The sequence below is a fragment of the uncultured Campylobacter sp. genome, from assembly GCF_944323605.1.
GTDB lineage: Bacteria > Campylobacterota > Campylobacteria > Campylobacterales > Campylobacteraceae > Campylobacter_D.
In genome coordinates, this window is the sequence record NZ_CALUTC010000001.1 from 60,811 (window position 1) to 76,178 (window position 15,368).

Annotated in this window: 18 protein-coding genes; 12 read left to right on the forward strand and 6 right to left on the reverse strand. The window is 30.6% G+C overall.

Annotation, left to right across the window (positions count from 1 at the left end; translation table 11 throughout):
* Window position 1: 1 nt before the first annotated feature.
* From Q0J35_RS00365 to Q0J35_RS00405, 9 genes are all read left to right on the forward strand, one after another.
* Complete coding sequence (locus Q0J35_RS00365) at window positions 2-1,099, forward strand: nitronate monooxygenase family protein (RefSeq protein WP_297191929.1); 1,098 nt, start codon at window positions 2-4, stop codon at window positions 1,097-1,099.
* Window positions 1,083-2,531: an N-acetylmuramoyl-L-alanine amidase gene (locus Q0J35_RS00370; protein WP_297191931.1), complete on the forward strand. Its 1,449-nt coding sequence runs from the start codon at window positions 1,083-1,085 to the stop codon at window positions 2,529-2,531. Before Q0J35_RS00365 ends, Q0J35_RS00370 begins: the two co-directional genes overlap by 17 nt.
* Window positions 2,528-4,357, forward strand: coding sequence for a bifunctional tRNA (5-methylaminomethyl-2-thiouridine)(34)-methyltransferase MnmD/FAD-dependent 5-carboxymethylaminomethyl-2-thiouridine(34) oxidoreductase MnmC (gene mnmC / locus Q0J35_RS00375; protein WP_297191934.1), 1,830 nt, complete (start codon window positions 2,528-2,530; stop codon window positions 4,355-4,357). Before Q0J35_RS00370 ends, mnmC begins: the two co-directional genes overlap by 4 nt.
* On the forward strand, window positions 4,354-5,166 hold the full coding sequence (locus Q0J35_RS00380; RefSeq protein WP_297191936.1) for a DUF455 family protein: 813 nt from the start codon (window positions 4,354-4,356) through the stop codon (window positions 5,164-5,166). Before mnmC ends, Q0J35_RS00380 begins: the two co-directional genes overlap by 4 nt.
* 98 nt (window positions 5,167-5,264) lie before the next feature.
* Window positions 5,265-5,864 (forward strand): bacteriohemerythrin, encoded by a 600-nt coding sequence (locus Q0J35_RS00385; protein ID WP_297191938.1) that lies wholly within the window; start codon window positions 5,265-5,267, stop codon window positions 5,862-5,864.
* Between the two features lie 11 nt (window positions 5,865-5,875).
* Window positions 5,876-6,139, forward strand: a complete 264-nt coding sequence (locus tag Q0J35_RS00390; protein WP_297191940.1) for a ribbon-helix-helix protein, CopG family — start codon at window positions 5,876-5,878, stop codon at window positions 6,137-6,139.
* A gap of 3 nt (window positions 6,140-6,142) precedes the next feature.
* Window positions 6,143-6,976, forward strand: a complete 834-nt coding sequence (locus tag Q0J35_RS00395; protein ID WP_297191942.1) for a zinc ABC transporter substrate-binding protein — start codon at window positions 6,143-6,145, stop codon at window positions 6,974-6,976.
* Between the two features lie 3 nt (window positions 6,977-6,979).
* Window positions 6,980-7,720, forward strand: a complete 741-nt coding sequence (locus tag Q0J35_RS00400) for an ATP-binding cassette domain-containing protein (RefSeq protein WP_297191944.1) — start codon at window positions 6,980-6,982, stop codon at window positions 7,718-7,720.
* Window positions 7,721-8,533, forward strand: a complete 813-nt coding sequence (locus Q0J35_RS00405; RefSeq protein WP_297191947.1) for a metal ABC transporter permease — start codon at window positions 7,721-7,723, stop codon at window positions 8,531-8,533.
* Here Q0J35_RS00405 and Q0J35_RS00410 read toward each other — a convergent pair.
* On the reverse strand, window positions 8,471-9,796 hold the full coding sequence (locus Q0J35_RS00410; RefSeq protein WP_297191949.1) for an MFS transporter: 1,326 nt from the start codon (window positions 9,794-9,796) through the stop codon (window positions 8,471-8,473). The two genes, Q0J35_RS00405 and Q0J35_RS00410, sit on opposite strands and share 63 nt — an antisense overlap.
* Window positions 9,797-9,801: 5 nt before the next feature.
* The gene (locus tag Q0J35_RS00415) at window positions 9,802-9,957 is read right to left on the reverse strand and encodes a highly acidic protein (RefSeq protein ID WP_297191951.1); all 156 of its coding nucleotides are present in this window, start codon (window positions 9,955-9,957) and stop codon (window positions 9,802-9,804) included.
* Window positions 9,958-10,046: 89 nt separating this feature from the next.
* On the opposite strand from Q0J35_RS00415, the gene moaC reads away from it, so the two are divergent.
* Genes moaC through Q0J35_RS00430 form a run of 3 tightly spaced genes read left to right on the forward strand, consistent with a single transcriptional unit; the run spans window position 10,047 to window position 11,889 of the window.
* A complete protein-coding gene (gene moaC, locus Q0J35_RS00420; protein WP_297191953.1) occupies window positions 10,047-10,520 on the forward strand; it encodes a cyclic pyranopterin monophosphate synthase MoaC in 474 nt (157 codons plus the stop codon).
* The gene (locus tag Q0J35_RS00425) at window positions 10,498-10,761 is read left to right on the forward strand and encodes a DUF493 domain-containing protein (RefSeq protein WP_297191954.1); all 264 of its coding nucleotides are present in this window, start codon (window positions 10,498-10,500) and stop codon (window positions 10,759-10,761) included. Before moaC ends, Q0J35_RS00425 begins: the two co-directional genes overlap by 23 nt.
* Window positions 10,762-10,770: 9 nt before the next feature.
* Window positions 10,771-11,889 carry a hypothetical protein gene (locus tag Q0J35_RS00430; RefSeq protein WP_297191956.1) on the forward strand — a complete coding sequence of 373 codons (1,119 nt, stop codon included), beginning with the start codon at window positions 10,771-10,773 and terminating at the stop codon, window positions 11,887-11,889.
* A gap of 48 nt (window positions 11,890-11,937) precedes the next feature.
* Here the strand turns inward: Q0J35_RS00430 and fliR are convergent, their stop codons facing one another.
* The 4 genes from fliR to rpsB are packed head-to-tail and all read right to left on the reverse strand — an operon-like array spanning window position 11,938 to window position 15,202.
* The gene (gene fliR, locus Q0J35_RS00435) at window positions 11,938-12,702 is read right to left on the reverse strand and encodes a flagellar biosynthetic protein FliR (RefSeq protein WP_297192812.1); all 765 of its coding nucleotides are present in this window, start codon (window positions 12,700-12,702) and stop codon (window positions 11,938-11,940) included.
* On the reverse strand, window positions 12,689-13,324 hold the full coding sequence (locus Q0J35_RS00440; RefSeq protein ID WP_297191958.1) for an ABC transporter ATP-binding protein: 636 nt from the start codon (window positions 13,322-13,324) through the stop codon (window positions 12,689-12,691). The genes fliR and Q0J35_RS00440 overlap by 14 nt, the downstream gene beginning before the upstream one ends.
* Window position 13,325: 1 nt before the next feature.
* Window positions 13,326-14,393 carry a translation elongation factor Ts gene (gene tsf, locus Q0J35_RS00445; protein ID WP_297191960.1) on the reverse strand — a complete coding sequence of 356 codons (1,068 nt, stop codon included), beginning with the start codon at window positions 14,391-14,393 and terminating at the stop codon, window positions 13,326-13,328.
* Window positions 14,393-15,202: a 30S ribosomal protein S2 gene (gene rpsB, locus Q0J35_RS00450; RefSeq protein WP_297191962.1), complete on the reverse strand. Its 810-nt coding sequence runs from the start codon at window positions 15,200-15,202 to the stop codon at window positions 14,393-14,395. Before rpsB ends, tsf begins: the two co-directional genes overlap by 1 nt.
* Between the last annotated feature and the right edge of the window lie 166 nt (window positions 15,203-15,368).

Below are 15,368 nucleotides of genomic sequence, written 5' to 3' on the forward strand. Positions count from 1 at the left end.
TATGCAATTACAGTCTTTAAAAATAGGAAAACATATTATAAAATACCCAATTTTTCAAGGTGGAATGGGTCTTGGCATAAGCTGGGATAGACTAGCCTCTGCAGTATCATTGAATGGAGGTCTTGGTATAATATCTTCTGTTGGTACAGGTTATTATGAAAATAGATCCCACATTAAAAAGGAATTAAATTTAAAGCCATATGGTAGCGAAAATTTTTACTCAAGAGCAGGCTTAAAAGCTTTGATAGATAATGCCAGAAAGGTTTGCGGCGATAATCCTTTAGGTTGTAATATACTTTGTGCTAGCAATGATTACTCTAGGATAGCAAGAGATGCTTGCGAGCTAGGCTTTAATGTTATAGTTTCAGGTGCCGGTATTCCTACGAATTTACCAGAATTTACAGCTGATTTTAAAGATGTGGCTTTAGTTCCTATAGTATCTTCTGCTAAAGCTTTAAAAATAATTTGCAAACGTTGGCAAAATAGATATAACCGCTTACCAGACGCTGTTGTAGTAGAGGGACCAAAAAGTGGAGGACATCAAGGTTTTACTTATGAGCAGTGCCTTGATCCTAATTACCAACTTGAAAAAATAGTGCCTTTAGTAGCACAAGAAGCTAAAAATTGGGGTGATTTTCCGATTATAGCAGCAGGTGGAATTTGGGATAAAAAAGATATAGAAAACATTATAAGCTTAGGTGCAAGCGGGGTTCAAATGGGGACTCGTTTTATAGGCACTTATGAGTGTGATGCAAGTGATGATTTTAAAGATGTCTTACTTTCTTGTAAAAAAGAGGATATAGAGCTTATACATTCTCCTGTTGGCTATCCTGCAAGAGGCATAAGAACAAATCTTTTAAATTTAGTAGATAAAAGAATGGGTCCAAAAATAAACTGTATAAGCAACTGCGTAACTCCTTGCCAAAGAGGTAAAGAAGCTACAAAGGTTGGTTACTGTATAGCAGATAGACTTTATGATGCTTATAGTGGCAAAAAGGATACTGGTTTATTTTTTAGCGGTGCAAACGGCTACCGTTTAGATAAGCTAATCACAGTTAAAGAGCTAATGGACAAGCTTGTAAATGGCGAAGATTCTTAGTCCTTTTCTTTTTATATTATTTGCATTAAATATACTAAAAGCAGATACGCTTTTTGTCTTAGATACTAAAAAGATACAAAACGGTATAGAGCTTAGCTTAAGTAGTAATATCAACAAGAGTGATTTAAAAATTTCAGAATTAAAAGATAAAAATAGTTATAGAAAAATTATAGATTTTGAAGCTACTCTTGAGGGCATTAGGACAAATTATGATTTTGACGAAGCTAAGATAAGCATAGCACAGTTTAATCCAAAAACAACAAGACTAGTTTTAAGTGCAGATAAAGAACTAGAAAGTGATTTAAGTTTCGATAAAAAAACTCTTAGATTTACATTTAAAAGTAGCGATAATAAAGCAAGCAAAGAAAAGAAAGTTTCTAGCAGCAAAACAAATTCTAAAATTTATATAACAGATGTTTCGCGTTATGATAGCGGCATTACAATGAAATTAAGCGATGATATAAATGAAGATGATTTAAAAGAATTTTCTATGAAAAATAAAAATTCTTACAGAACAGTTATAAATTTTAAAGCCATACTAGATACTGGAAGAAAAAAATTTGACTTAGACAAGAATACGCAAATTGTGATACTTCAGTATAATCCAAGCATAGCAAGAGTTGTTATAAATTCAAACAAAAAAATAAATACAAACAAAATAGCAAAGGATAAAGAGCTTTTTATAGGGCTTGATGGTGTTAAAACAGATGATGATTTTGAGCCTGTAACTACCAAAAAGGTCCAATCCAACAAAGGTAAAATAGTAGTCATAGACGCTGGACATGGTGGAAAAGATGGAGGGGCTATAAATGGTAAGCTACTTGAAAAAAATATAGTCTTATCCCTTGCATTAAAAATAGGAGATGAGTTAAAGAAAAAAGGCTACAAGGTCTATTACACAAGAGCAAATGACAGATTTATAAATTTAAGAGATAGGACTAAAATAGCAAATGATAAAAAAGCTAATATGTTTATATCCATACACGCAAACGCATCTCCAAATAAAAAAGCTGCAGCTTCTATGCACGGCTTTGAAACTTTTTTTCTAAGCCCAGCAAGAAGTGAAAGAAGCAAGGAAATAGCAGAAAAGGAAAACCAATCAGATTTAGAAGAGGCGAATTATTTTTCAAAGCAAAATTTTTTACATTCTTTAAGTAGAGAAAAAATAATAGCTTCAAATCGTCTAGCTATAGATATACAAAGACATACCTTAAGTGTTTTAAACAAGAAATACAAAGTAAATGATGGCGGTGTTAGAGAAGCTCCTTTTTGGGTCTTAGTTGGTGCTCAAGATATGCCAGCCGTTTTAGTAGAAGTAGGTTATATAACTCATCCTGTTGAGAGTAAAAGACTTGCTAATAAATCTTATCAAGACTTATTAGCAGAGGGCATAGCAAATGGCATACAGAGCTATTTTTATAACAATAGATGAAAAAAGCTGATATAGAATTTAGACAAAACTGTATTTATTCTAAAATTTTTGATGATATTTATTTTGATAGTGAAGACGGAATCAAAGAGAGTAAATTTGTTTATACAAGAGCTTTTGAATTTAATGATAATCAAGATTTTATCATAGCAGAATTAGGCTTTGGCATAGGCTTAAATTTCTTTCTTTGTCTTGAAAGATTTTATGAAGAAAAAATACCAAAGAGATTGTTTTATGTTAGCTTAGAAGGTTTTTATATAGAAAAAAATGAGCTAAGAGACATTTACAAAAAATTAGGTTTTTATGATAGATTTAAAGAGTATTTAGAGCATTTTTTAGCCTTCTATCCCAAAGCTAAAGACGGAATTTACCGTTTTTATTTTAGAGACTGTTTTTTAGATTTGGTTTTTTCAGATGCGACAAAGATGATAAAAGAGCTTGATTTTAAAGCGGATGTATGGTTTTTAGACGGCTTTAATCCAAAAAACAATAAAGAGCTTTTCGATGATTTTATGATAAAAGAAATTGCAAGACTAAGCAAAAAAGGTGCTAGTTTGCATACTTTTTCAGCCTCAACTTCTTTGCAAAAAAGCTTAAAAAAATTTGGCTTTCACATAGAAAAGAAAAAGGGCTTTAAAAAAAGAGAGATGATAATAGCCAAATTTGATAACTTTGATTTTGATGATACAAAGGCTTATTTCACAAGGCTATATCAAAATAAAGCACAAAAAATAGCTATCATAGGTTCTGGAATCGCTGGTCTTAGTCTTGCTTATGAGCTGTCGCTTAGAAATTTTGATGTAGAAATTTTTGATAAGAAAGATAAAATTTCAGATGGTGCTAGTGGGAATGAAAGCGGTATTTTAAGCTCTTTAATACTCAAAAAAGGTGTTTTATTAGGAGAATTTAGTGAGTTTTCTTTTTATGAAGCTTCCAGATTTTATAGGCAAATTTTAGCACTTAAGCCAGATGGAGTTCTTGAAATTGCACACAATGATCTTATGAAAGATAGGTTTTTTAACCAAAAGGATAATATATTATTTAAGATAAATGAAAATAAAGCCTTCCTAGAAGATGGCTTAAGCTTAAAACCTAGACAAATATGTAAGGCTTTATTTGAAAAAAGTGGTGCAAAACTTCATCTTAAACACGAATTTATAGCTTTTTCTTATGAAAATACTTTTACTTTAAAATTTAAAAATCAGAGTGAAAGAAAAGGCTTTGATATATTAATTTATGCTTTAGGAAGCGATAGTAAGGATTTTATAAATTATGAATTTATGAAGCTTAGCAAAGTAAGAGGGCAACTTTCCTTAGCGAAACCTTTTTTAGATAATCGCTTTGCACTTTCAAGCAAGGGCTATGTTTGTGTTAAGGAAAAGGATTTTCAGGTCTTTGGAGCTAGTTATGATAGAACAAATTCTAGCAAAGAACCTAGTATGCAAGATGATAAAAATAATTTAGAAAATATAAAAGAATTTCTTACAGATGATATAGTGCCAGAAATCATTGGCTCTAGAGTTTCTTTTCGTTCTTATTCAAGTGATAGATTTATGATAGCTGGTGCTTTTTATGATGAAAATTTTTATAAGGAAAATTATAAAAAACTTTTTTGGACTAAAAATAAGGCTCAAAAAAAAGCTAAAAATTTACCAAATCTTTATCTTAGCATAGCTCACGGATCAAGAGCCTTTGCAAGTGCAATAATAGCAGCTAGATATATATGTGCTCTTATAAATAATGAGCCTTTGGGTATTGAAAAAAAATTTGTAGAGCAAATTCACCCTGCTAGATTTTTGATTAGAAAGCTTAGAAAAGGCTTGTTGTGAAAAAAGAATTTTTTTTTGAATTAGAGAAAATTTTATATCCTAGCAACATCAATGATAAATTTACTGATTTTTATGATTTTTATGAGAATTTTAAACTTGATTTATTTGTTTTTAATCACGAAAATGAAAGTGTATTAAAAGACAACTCTCATCCAAGTATAAAATTTAAAGAGGCTGTTAAAATAAGAAGGGTAAAAGAGCCAAATTCCAACGAAAGCCTTGCCAAATTTTTGCATTCTATAGCCCACATAGAATTTTCAGCAATCAACTTAGCACTTGATTCTGCTTACCGTTTCAAGGATATGCCAAGAAGTTTTTATGCTGATTTTTTAGAGGTTGCTGATGAAGAAATAAGCCATTTTTTGCTATTGCAAAAGGCTTTGTTTGAGCTTGGTTTTAAATACGGTGATTTTATAGCTCACAACTCCTTAAATTTAGCCTTAAATGCTACAGCAAATTCTTTAAAATATAGAATGGCGGTAGTGCATAGAGGGCTTGAAGCTAAAGGTCTTGATGCTAATATTTTTGTTTTAAATAAGCTTAAGAATACAAAAACTAAATTAAATTCTTATTTGCAAGATACGCTTAATATAATTTTAGATGATGAAATAAAACATGTTAGCAAAGGTGATATTTGGTGGAAATTTAGCAAGAAAGATGATGATAATTTCATAGATGTGTGTAAGAAATTTAAAGATTTTATTTTAGCCGGTAGAACGCTAAATGAAGATGCTAGATTAAAGTCTGGTTTTAGCAAAGAAGAGCTAGAAGAATTGAAAAAAATTTATGACAAAAATAGTTGTAAATAGCTAAAAAAATAACATTTTATATAAACATTTTTTTTGCTTTATGTTATAATAAAAACAATAATCACTAAATTACACGAGATGTGGGAAAGGTGTATTTCATGCTACCTAAGTGGGAAAATCAGTTTTCTGTTTATAATGCTAGGATAGATGAACAACATAAAAAACTATTTGAGTTAGCGGCACATGTTGAGCAAATCTCTGATAGAGCTGTAAGCAAGGGCGAAATAAAAGATTTATTAGCTGATTTTTTTTCCTACATGAAAGATCATTTTTATGATGAGGAAAAGTATATGGAGGTCATTGGATATCCAGATTTAGCTTCACACAGGGCTATACATAAAGGTATAGTTCAAACTATGATAGAGCTTATACAAAATATCAAAACCACAAATGATTTAAAAGAAAAGCTTTATGTGGTTGCAAAACAGTGGCTTTTAGAGCACATTTTGTATGAAGATATGAAGGTTGCAACTTATAGACGTTCTTTACTTGCAACTGATGATGGACAAGATGTGGAATTTAAATTAGATGATGAAGAGCAAGAAAATCAAGAAGCAAAAACGTATCTTTACAAATGCGAGTGTAAAGGTAAGGTGCATGATGTGCCTTTAAATATACACAAGAAAATTCAAAGTGGAAAGAAAAATTTCAACTGCAAGGTTTGTAAAAAGCCTATAAAATTTCACGAAATAGTTTAAAGGATATAAAAATGAAAGCAAAAAAGAAAAATAACAATAATGTAAGATGTTCTTTCAGCGTTGATGCATCTTTAGCTAAAAAATTAGAAAAAATGAGTAAAAATTTAGGCAAAAGCAAATCAGAAATTCTAAGAGAAGCACTTAGTTCCTACATAAACTATAATGAAACAGATGATTTTTCATTCGCTTTAGATGCTCTAAATGAGCTTAAAAGCGGCGATCACGGTAAGGCTGTCAAAAAGCTTGACGATGTTATTGAAAAGCTTAAAAGGTAGGGTTTGTTTAGGTTTTTATTTTCTTTATTTTTACTTACTTATTTTGCGTATGCTAAGGGTGTTGTAACTGTTAGCATACCTCCACAAGCTTTTTTTATTGAAAAGATAGCCAAAGATACTGTAGATATAAATGTCTTAATACCTCCTAACAGCGACGAGCATAGTTTTGAGCTAAAACCAAGTGTTATAAAAGAACTTGAAAAGAGTGATATTTATTTTGCTATCGGTTTTTCTTTTGAAGAATCTCTTTTGAAAAGATTTAAAAATACTCTAAAGCATTTAGATATAGTAAAAACTCAGGAAAATATAAATCTTTTAGAGCAGAGTCATAATGCACATAAACATAGTGCATTAGATACACATATATGGCTTGATCCTATTTTAGTAAAAATACAAGCTCAAAATATCACAAACGCTCTTATTAAGCATTATCCACAGCATAAAAACTTTTATGAAAACAATTTAAAAATTTTCCACGATGAGCTTGATAGCATTGATTCTGATATAAAAAAGAAATTTCAGGGTATAAAAAACAATAAATTTATAGTTTATCACCCATCTTGGTCTTATTTTGCTAAGAGATACGATCTTGTGCAAATTCCAGTGCAAATTAACAATAAAGAGCCAAAAGCTAGAGATTTGCAAAGACTTATCGATATAGCAAAAGGAGAAAATATAAAGGTTGTCTTTATACAAAAAGGTTTTAGCAAAGAAGCCGCTCAAACTATAGCAAAAGAGTGCAATGCAAGACTAGAAGAGATAGATCATTTATCAAGAGATTGGAAAAATGAGCTTTTAAAGAGTGCAGATATACTAGCATATTCTCTTAAAGAATAAATTATGAAATTTTTTGAAATAAAAAATTTAAATCACTATTACTCAAAAAATTTGGTTTTAAAAGATATAAATTTAAGTTATTCTAGTGAAGATTTTTTAGCTATTATAGGACCAAATGGAGGCGGAAAAAGCACCTTAGCAAAAATCATTTTACGTCTTATAAAAAATAAGAATATTTATTATGAAAATTTACATACAAAACAGATAGGCTATGTGCCTCAAGATTTTTTAACGAATGATAATTTTTATATAAAAACTATAGATTTGGTTTTAATGGGCTTGCTTGATAATAGTTTTTTTGGTTATTATAGTAAAAAAGACAAACAAAAAGCCTTGCTTATTATGGATGAGCTTGGTATAAGACATTTAGAAAATAAGTGCTTAAATGAATTAAGCGGAGGGCAGAGGCAAAGAGCATATATAGCAAGAGCCTTGGTAACTGATTGTAAGCTTTTGATTTTAGATGAACCAAGTGCAAATTTGGATGCAAAAGCTGCTATATCTGTATTTAATATCTTAGAAAATTTGCATAAGCAAGGCATAGGCATTATAAGTATTTGCCACGATATAAATATAGTCTTAGCCTATGCAAACAAAATAGCTTACTTAAATAAAGAACTCGTTTTGCACGAAAACAATAAAGAAAAATCCAAGCTTTTAAAGCACTTAGAACAAAATCATAAGCATTTTTGTGATGTTGAACTTAGTTTTGATGTATGCACTAGTTGTGATGAAAAGGTTTAAATGAGCGAGATTTTTGAATATGATTTTTTTATAAATGCTATATTAGCAGGCATATTAGTAAGCTTGTGTTGTGCTTTGATAGGCTCATTAGCTATGATAAATAAGCTTTTGCCAATGGCTGGTGGTATCACTCACGGTGCATTTGGCGGCATTGGCATAGCATTTTATTTTTCTTTGAATGTTTTTTTATGCACTTCTTTATTTACTATATTTTTGGCTTTTGTATTATCTTTTTTAAGTCAAAAATTTCCAAACAGAAACGATAATTTTACCGCAGTTATTTGGACTTTTGGTATGGCTTTAGGGCTTGTTTTAATAGACCTTAGTCCGAGTTATCAAAATGATTTGTTTGTTTATTTATTTGGTTCTATTTTGACAGTTTCAAATGATTCTTTGATAAGATTATTGTTTGCGAATTTATTTTTCTTATTTATCATTTTTGCTTTTTACAGACAATTTATAGCCATAAGTTTTGACAAAGAATTTGCTTCGTTAAGGGGCATAAATACAAGCTTTTTTTACTATCTTTTGATTTGTATGATGGCTCTTTGTATAGTTCTTTGTATGCAGACTGTGGGTCTTATACTGATTTTAGCACTTCTTAGCATACCTTGTTTTATAGCAGAGAAATTCACAAAAAGCTTAGCTTCTATGATGTTTTTTTCTTTTATACTATCTATGTTTTTTTGTATTTTTGGTATATTTTTGAGTTATTTTTTAAATCTTAGCGGTAGTGCTAGTATAGTCGCTTTAGCCTGTTTGGCTTTTGTTATCAGTATTTTTATAAAACCTTTTGCTAAGCAAGGAGCCTAAAATTCCTATAAAACAAATAAATATCGTGTAAAAAGATAAGGACAAAGATAAAATTTCCCCTTTGTTTTGCATAGATAATATATGCAAGAATACTGCAAGTTGAGGGGTAAAATACCCTGAAATAGCGTATGCTATATTGTATGAAAAGGAAATTCCGCTAAAACGAAATTTTGCTTCAAAAACATCACTCATAAATATAGGGCAACAAGTCATTATGCCAGAAAAAAAACAAGACAAAGCATAGTATAAAAGCAATAAATTTATATTTGTATGTAAGGAGTAAAATTCCTTTACAAAAAGAAAGCTAAATACACCAAAGCCAATGCAAAAGACTATGCATACCTTGTATGGACTGAATTTATCACTTAAAAAGCCTATTAAGACTATGCAAGATATTAAGCAGCACAAGCCTAGAATTTGAAAATACGTCTTTTCAAAAGGATTAAATTTTAAAACATCAGCTACAAAATTTGGAAGTTGCAAAACAAATAGCAAGATACAAGCCGTTAGAACCCAAGTGCTAAGCATAGATACTGTTATAGCAAAGCTAGAATTTTTTCTTTTAAACAATTCTTTTAAAGGAAAGCTAAGTAAAGCATTATCGTTTTTCATTTGTAAAAAGACGGGTGTTTCTTCTAAAAATTTCCTAAGATAAACGGATATTATCCCAAACACTCCTCCAATCCCAAAAGCTACACGCCAAGCCCAGTTTTTTACCTCTTCTTCGCTAAAAATTGTATATATAAGCAGATATACCAATGCTCCTAAAAAAATACCCGCTGTAACAGAGGCACACAAAAGCGATATATATAAATTTTTTTGCTTTGTTGGTGCGTGTTCTTGTATAAAAACCCAAGCTCCGGGTAATTCGCCACCAACTGCTATACCTTGAGCTATCCTAATAACAAGTAGTATTATCGGTGCAAGATAGCCTATATGTTCAAAACCAGGCACAAATGCTAGAGCAAATGTTGGTATAACCATAAGCAATATACTAAGCATAAAAACATTTTTACGCCCAAATTTATCTCCAAAATGAGCCATAAAAATACCGCCTAAAGGTCTTGCTAAGTATCCAGCCGCAAATATCCCATAGGCATGTATAAGCTTCCACGTATCGCTTAAATTTTCAGGAAAGAAATGTATGGAAATAATATTTGCAAAAAATACAAATATTATAAAATCATAAAATTCTAAGGTCCCACCAAGCGAGGATAAAGCTAATATTTTTAGTTCTTTTTTATTAAAACCTTTGTGTTTCATATCGACTACATTTCGTAGCTATTTTCATCATCTTCATCATCGTATGAATAATCATCTTCATCGTAATTGTATTGTTTTTTCTCGTAAGATTCATATTCATCTTCATCATTATATGCGAAATTATCTTCATCATCAAACAAATCTTCATCATCATAAGCCATTATTAAATCCTTTTTGATAAATAATATTGCAATTTTAACTTAAATTTTATTTAACTTGATATAATTTTTTAAATTTTTAAAGGTTTTTTATGAAGCTTTCTCACTTAGATGAAAATAATTACCCAAAAATGGTAGATGTGGGTCATAAAGAAGCAAGCAAAAGAATAGCTCGTGCTAGCGGAAAGATAATAGTAGGAAAAGAGGCTTTTGAAGCAGTTAAAAAACAGAAAGTGAAAAAGGGAGCTGTGCTTGAAACTGCTGTTGTTGCAGCTATTATGGGAGCTAAAAAAACTAGCGAGTTAATACCTATGTGTCATAATATAAACTTGTCTAAAATAAAAACTTTTATAGAAGAAAATGAAAAAGAGCATTCTTTTAAGCTCATTATAGAACTTGCTTGTGAGGGTAAAACAGGCGTTGAGATGGAGGCTTTAACTGGCGTTAGCATAGGACTTTTAACAATATATGATATGTTAAAAGCGATAGATAAGAGTATGGAAATTTCAAATATAATTTTAGAATATAAAGAAGGTGGAAAAAGTGGTAAATTTAAACAAGCTTAAACAAAAACCGATAATAAATTATCCTTCTTTTTGGGAGTATAAAATAATTTTAGAACAAGATGAAAACGCTAAGGCTATTGTAAAAAAGATTTTATTACAAAGAGAGTTTAAACTAAGCGAATCAAATAATAGCAAAAATGGCAAATACAAAAGCTATTTATTAAAAATTTTAGTAGATAGCGAGAGCGATAGACTTGCTATATTTGAGCTTTTGAAGAAACATTCAAAATTTGTTTTATGAGGAATTGTTATGGAAAATATTGTTATTTTATTTGAAAAATTACTTTTAGATGGCACAAGTAAGACCGGCGAGTTAATAGAGGAATTAGCCTATAATCTTTTTCTAAAACAAAAGCAAAACAATTCTCTTAGCACTGCAGTTTTGTTTGAATTTTTTGATATTTTGCAAAAAAATTCTTTGCTAGATGATGAGAATTCCACAAAACTAATCAAAGCTTTTGTTAGGGTTAGCGTAAAAGATGAAGAAAATATTTTGTATCAATATATAAGAGAATTAGAGCTTTTAAATTCTAAGATAAAAAGACAAAAAAATATTGTGAAAAATGAACTTAGCAGTAAATTTTTTGAGATAAAACAAAAGATAGATGATAAGAATTTTAAAGTGCAAATATCAAATTCGCTAAATGAAGCACTTTTGTTTGAGTTAGAAACGCTTGATATACTGAAAGAAACAGCAGAAAGTGCATTTATAACCACACTTGAAAAGGCTGAAGATGTGGAGATAACGTCTTCTGTTATAGCTAGACAACTTGTATTTAACACCATAGGCGAGAGTGATTTCAAAAAGGAAAAGATTTTAAAGGCATCTAAGACTGTTTTAGAGTGTGCTTTTGATTTAGCCAATGAATCTAAAATATTTGCAAAAGAGCTGTGTATAGGGGCTATAAAGGGCGTAAGAGATGGCATAAGTCTTGGTATAGAAAAATTTAAAAAAAGTTTTGCATACTGTATAGTAGAGGAGGATATAAACGCTAAAGAAAAGGAATTAATTGATATAGAAGATGATTTTATAGCTATACTTAGAGCAGAGCTTAAAAAATACAACGACCCGGCAAAAAGTATAATACAAAATTTATTAGAAAATGAGCTTGATACCTTATTTGCGAAGCTCAAAAGACTTGCTAATGAAAGCAAAGAACAGCTTTTATTATCCCTTAATGAGCTTAAGAAAAATCCAAAAATAGATGATTTTAACAAACTTGCCCAAAGCAAGATAAATTCTTTCAAACAAGAGCTTTCCAAGCTTGAAAAAGTTAATGATGATAGATACAAGGAATTAAACAAAAATGAAGCTAAGATGCTTGGAATTAGTTTATGGCAAAAGGCTAAAAAACTTCTTGGAAAGTGATATTTAGTTTCTTATTTGTTTGAGTTTGCGTAAAATTAGCTTTATTGTTTAGAAAAATAAAGATTGCATATTTTCAAAAACCTTTAAGGTGAGTTCTTTGAAATACTGCATCATAATTGCTAAAACAGTTATTAAAACAACAAAGGCTATGGCTATTTTTATCGGGTATCCCACTACAAGTAGATTAAATTGAGGCATAGTTTTCATTAATAATCCAAAAATTAAATCCATAAGCAATATTATGGCTAAAACTGGAAAAGCCATAGTAAAGCCTATTAAAAATATATTTACCATAGACATTATGATATATTGCATAAAATTTTCGCTGGGATAAAAAGCTCCTAGAGTTATATGACCTAGCGAATGGCTTAAAAATAGCAAAATTAGATGATGTCCATCAAAAGCTAAAAATACCAATAAGGCTATCAGGTATAAAAATTGAGAAGTTATAGGCATATTTGCACCAGAACCAGGATCTACTATACTTGCCATAGTAAAACCCATAGTAAAAGAAATTTGCTCCCCAGCCATCTGTATTATGGCAAAGAGCATTTGCAAGATTATACCACTTATCATTCCAAGCAAGGCTTCGCTTAAAATTTGTAAGATGAAAAAAGTATTATATTGAGGGGTATCTAGTTTTGCCAATGGGAATAAAAACATTGTAAGAAAAAATGATAAAGTAGCTTTTATAACAACTGGTATGTTATTATGCGAAAAAAATGGAAAAAAAACAAAAACACCGCTAACTCTTGCGAAAAGAAGCATAAATTTAGCAACATTTTCATCGCCTAGATAATTAACAAATTCCATCTTTATTAAACCGGTAAATTTTATCGCATAAGGAAGCCAATTTATCATCGTGCGTTACAAAAATCATAGCGGCTTTGTTGTTTCTAACATAATTTTTTAATATGTTTATGACATTTGTCGCATTTTCATTATCTAAGTTCCCAGTAGCTTCATCTGCAAAGATTATCTTAGGATTTTTACACAGCACCCTAGCTATGCTCACTCTTTGCTGTTGTCCTCCACTTAATTTTCCCACTTTTTTTAATACAAGCTCATCTATTCCAAGATTTTTTAATATATCTTTGTTTAGTTCATTTCCCGATAAAACCGTTGCAAGTTCTATGTTTTCAAATGCCGAAAAACCTTTAAATAAATAATGTGCTTGAAATATAATGCCAAAAAAATACCTTCTTATTTTAAGTCTTTCATTATCGCTTAGTTTATAAATATCATAATCTTTGAAAAAAACTTTGCCTGATTTAGGTTTTAGCAGTGTGGATAAAATATGAAGTAGGGTAGATTTGCCACAACCACTACTTCCTTGAATGGCTATACATTGCCCTTCATTTATACTCAAATTTAAATTCGTAAATAGCGGATAATCAAAACTATGACTTATATTATCTGCTCTTAGAATTTCCATTTTAATTCATTTGTGCTGCGACTTCTGCTGCAAAGTCCTCGCTTTTTTTCTCAAGCCCTTCGCCCACCTCAAATCTTATAAATTCAACTATTTTTATTTTTGTGCCAAGTTCTTTTTCTTTTTGTTCTATGACTTGCTCAACTGTTTTTTTATCATCAAGCACAAAAAATTGTCCCATTAAGGTAAGTTTAGAATCTAGCTGGGAATTGTCTGCTATAAAGCTATTTATTTTTCCAGGTATTATATTTTGCCAGATTTTTTCTGGTTTATTTTGGGCTTTTAGTTCAGCTTTTATCTCATCTTCCTTAGCCTTTATAATTTCATCGCTTAGCTGTTTTCTACTCGCGTATTGCGGGATTTTATGCTCTATTTTTCCAAGCCTTCTTCTTTCTTCGTTATCTTTTTGAAGTTCCGCTACCAAAGCTTTGTATTCTTTTTCTATAAATTCTAAATCTAAATCCTCATAAGAAAGATAAGTAGGTTTCATAGCTGTTATATGCATACAAAGCTGTTTTAAAAAATCAGGCAATTTCTTAGCACCTTCCTCGCTATCGCAAGCTGCTGCTATTATTACTCCGACCCTTCCATTTGTATGTATATAGCCATTTACTACACCTTTATCTGATGCTTTTAAGGTGGCAAATCTCCTAACTACTAAATTTTCTCCTATAGTAGCAATTTGGCTTTTTAGATATTCTTCAAATTTTACGTCATTTATTATGCTTGTATGAAGTTCTTCTATGTTTTGTAAATTATTGCTTTGAATATGTGTTGTAGTATCTTTGGTAAGTGCTATAAACTGTTCATTTTTAGCAACAAAATCTGTTTCAGAATTTATTTCGCTAACAGTAGCTGTTTTAAAATCATCACTCACCTTCACATCAACAAGTCCTTCAGCCGCCAAGCGATCCGCTTTTTTGGCAGCTTTTGTAAGACCTTTTTCTCTTAGGTATTGAACGGCTTTTTCAAAGTCTCCATTTACCTCTTTAAGAGCATTTTTGCAGTCCATCATACCTGCACCAGTGCTTTCTCTAAGTTCTTTTACCATTTGTGCAGTTATTTCAGCCATTATTCTTTTTCTCCTTTAAAATCTTCCTCGATAAATTCATCTTCCATAGCTTCTTTTAGAACCTCTTCTTTTTCTTCCTCGCTAATCTCTTCTTTTTCTGTTTCATTACCTATTAAATCAGCATCTTGCTCTCTTAAATTTTTTCCTTCATTTATAGCTTCAGCCATTTCTTGGCAAAAAAGTTGCACAGAGCGAATCGCATCATCATTTCCAGGTATAGGATATGTAACTAAGTCAGGATCACAATTAGTATCAAGTGGAGCAACTACAGGAATTTTTAGCTTATTTGCTTCTGTAACAGCTATCTTTTCTTTTACTGTATCTATTACAAATATCATATCAGGCGGACTTTTTAAGTGTCTTATGCCCCCAAGATATGCTATAAGTTTTTCTTTTTTTCTTGATAGCATCAAAGCTTCTTTTTTTGTTAGCAGATCAACACTTCCATCTTCTTCCATTTTTTCTATTATTTCTAGCTTTCTTATAGACTGTTTTATAGTCCCAAAATTTGTCATCATGCCACCTAGCCATCTGTGATTTACATAAGGCATACCACATTTTTCAGCATATTCTTTAATTGCTACACTTGCTTGTTTTTTAGTTCCAACAAATAATATGGTTTTTCCTTCAGCAGCAGCATCTCTTACTATATTGTAAGTGTATCTAAAATACCTAAGGGTCTTTTGTAGGTCTATTACATAAATTCCCTTTCTCTCTCCAAAGATGTATTTTTTCATCTTAGGATTCCAGCGTCTGGTTTGGTGTCCGAAATGAACCCCGCATTCTAGCAAGTCTCTCATACTTACCATATTTTCTCCTTAATAATATTTAGGTTTTTTCCTCCGTGCCCATTAGCTTTAAAGCAACCTAAAAAGAATTGACACGTGTGAAGTGAAAAGTAGATTTTACTTTATATAAGTTTATATTTTGCTTACTTTATTTGATTTTTTTAAAGATTTATGTGTATAAGCATTT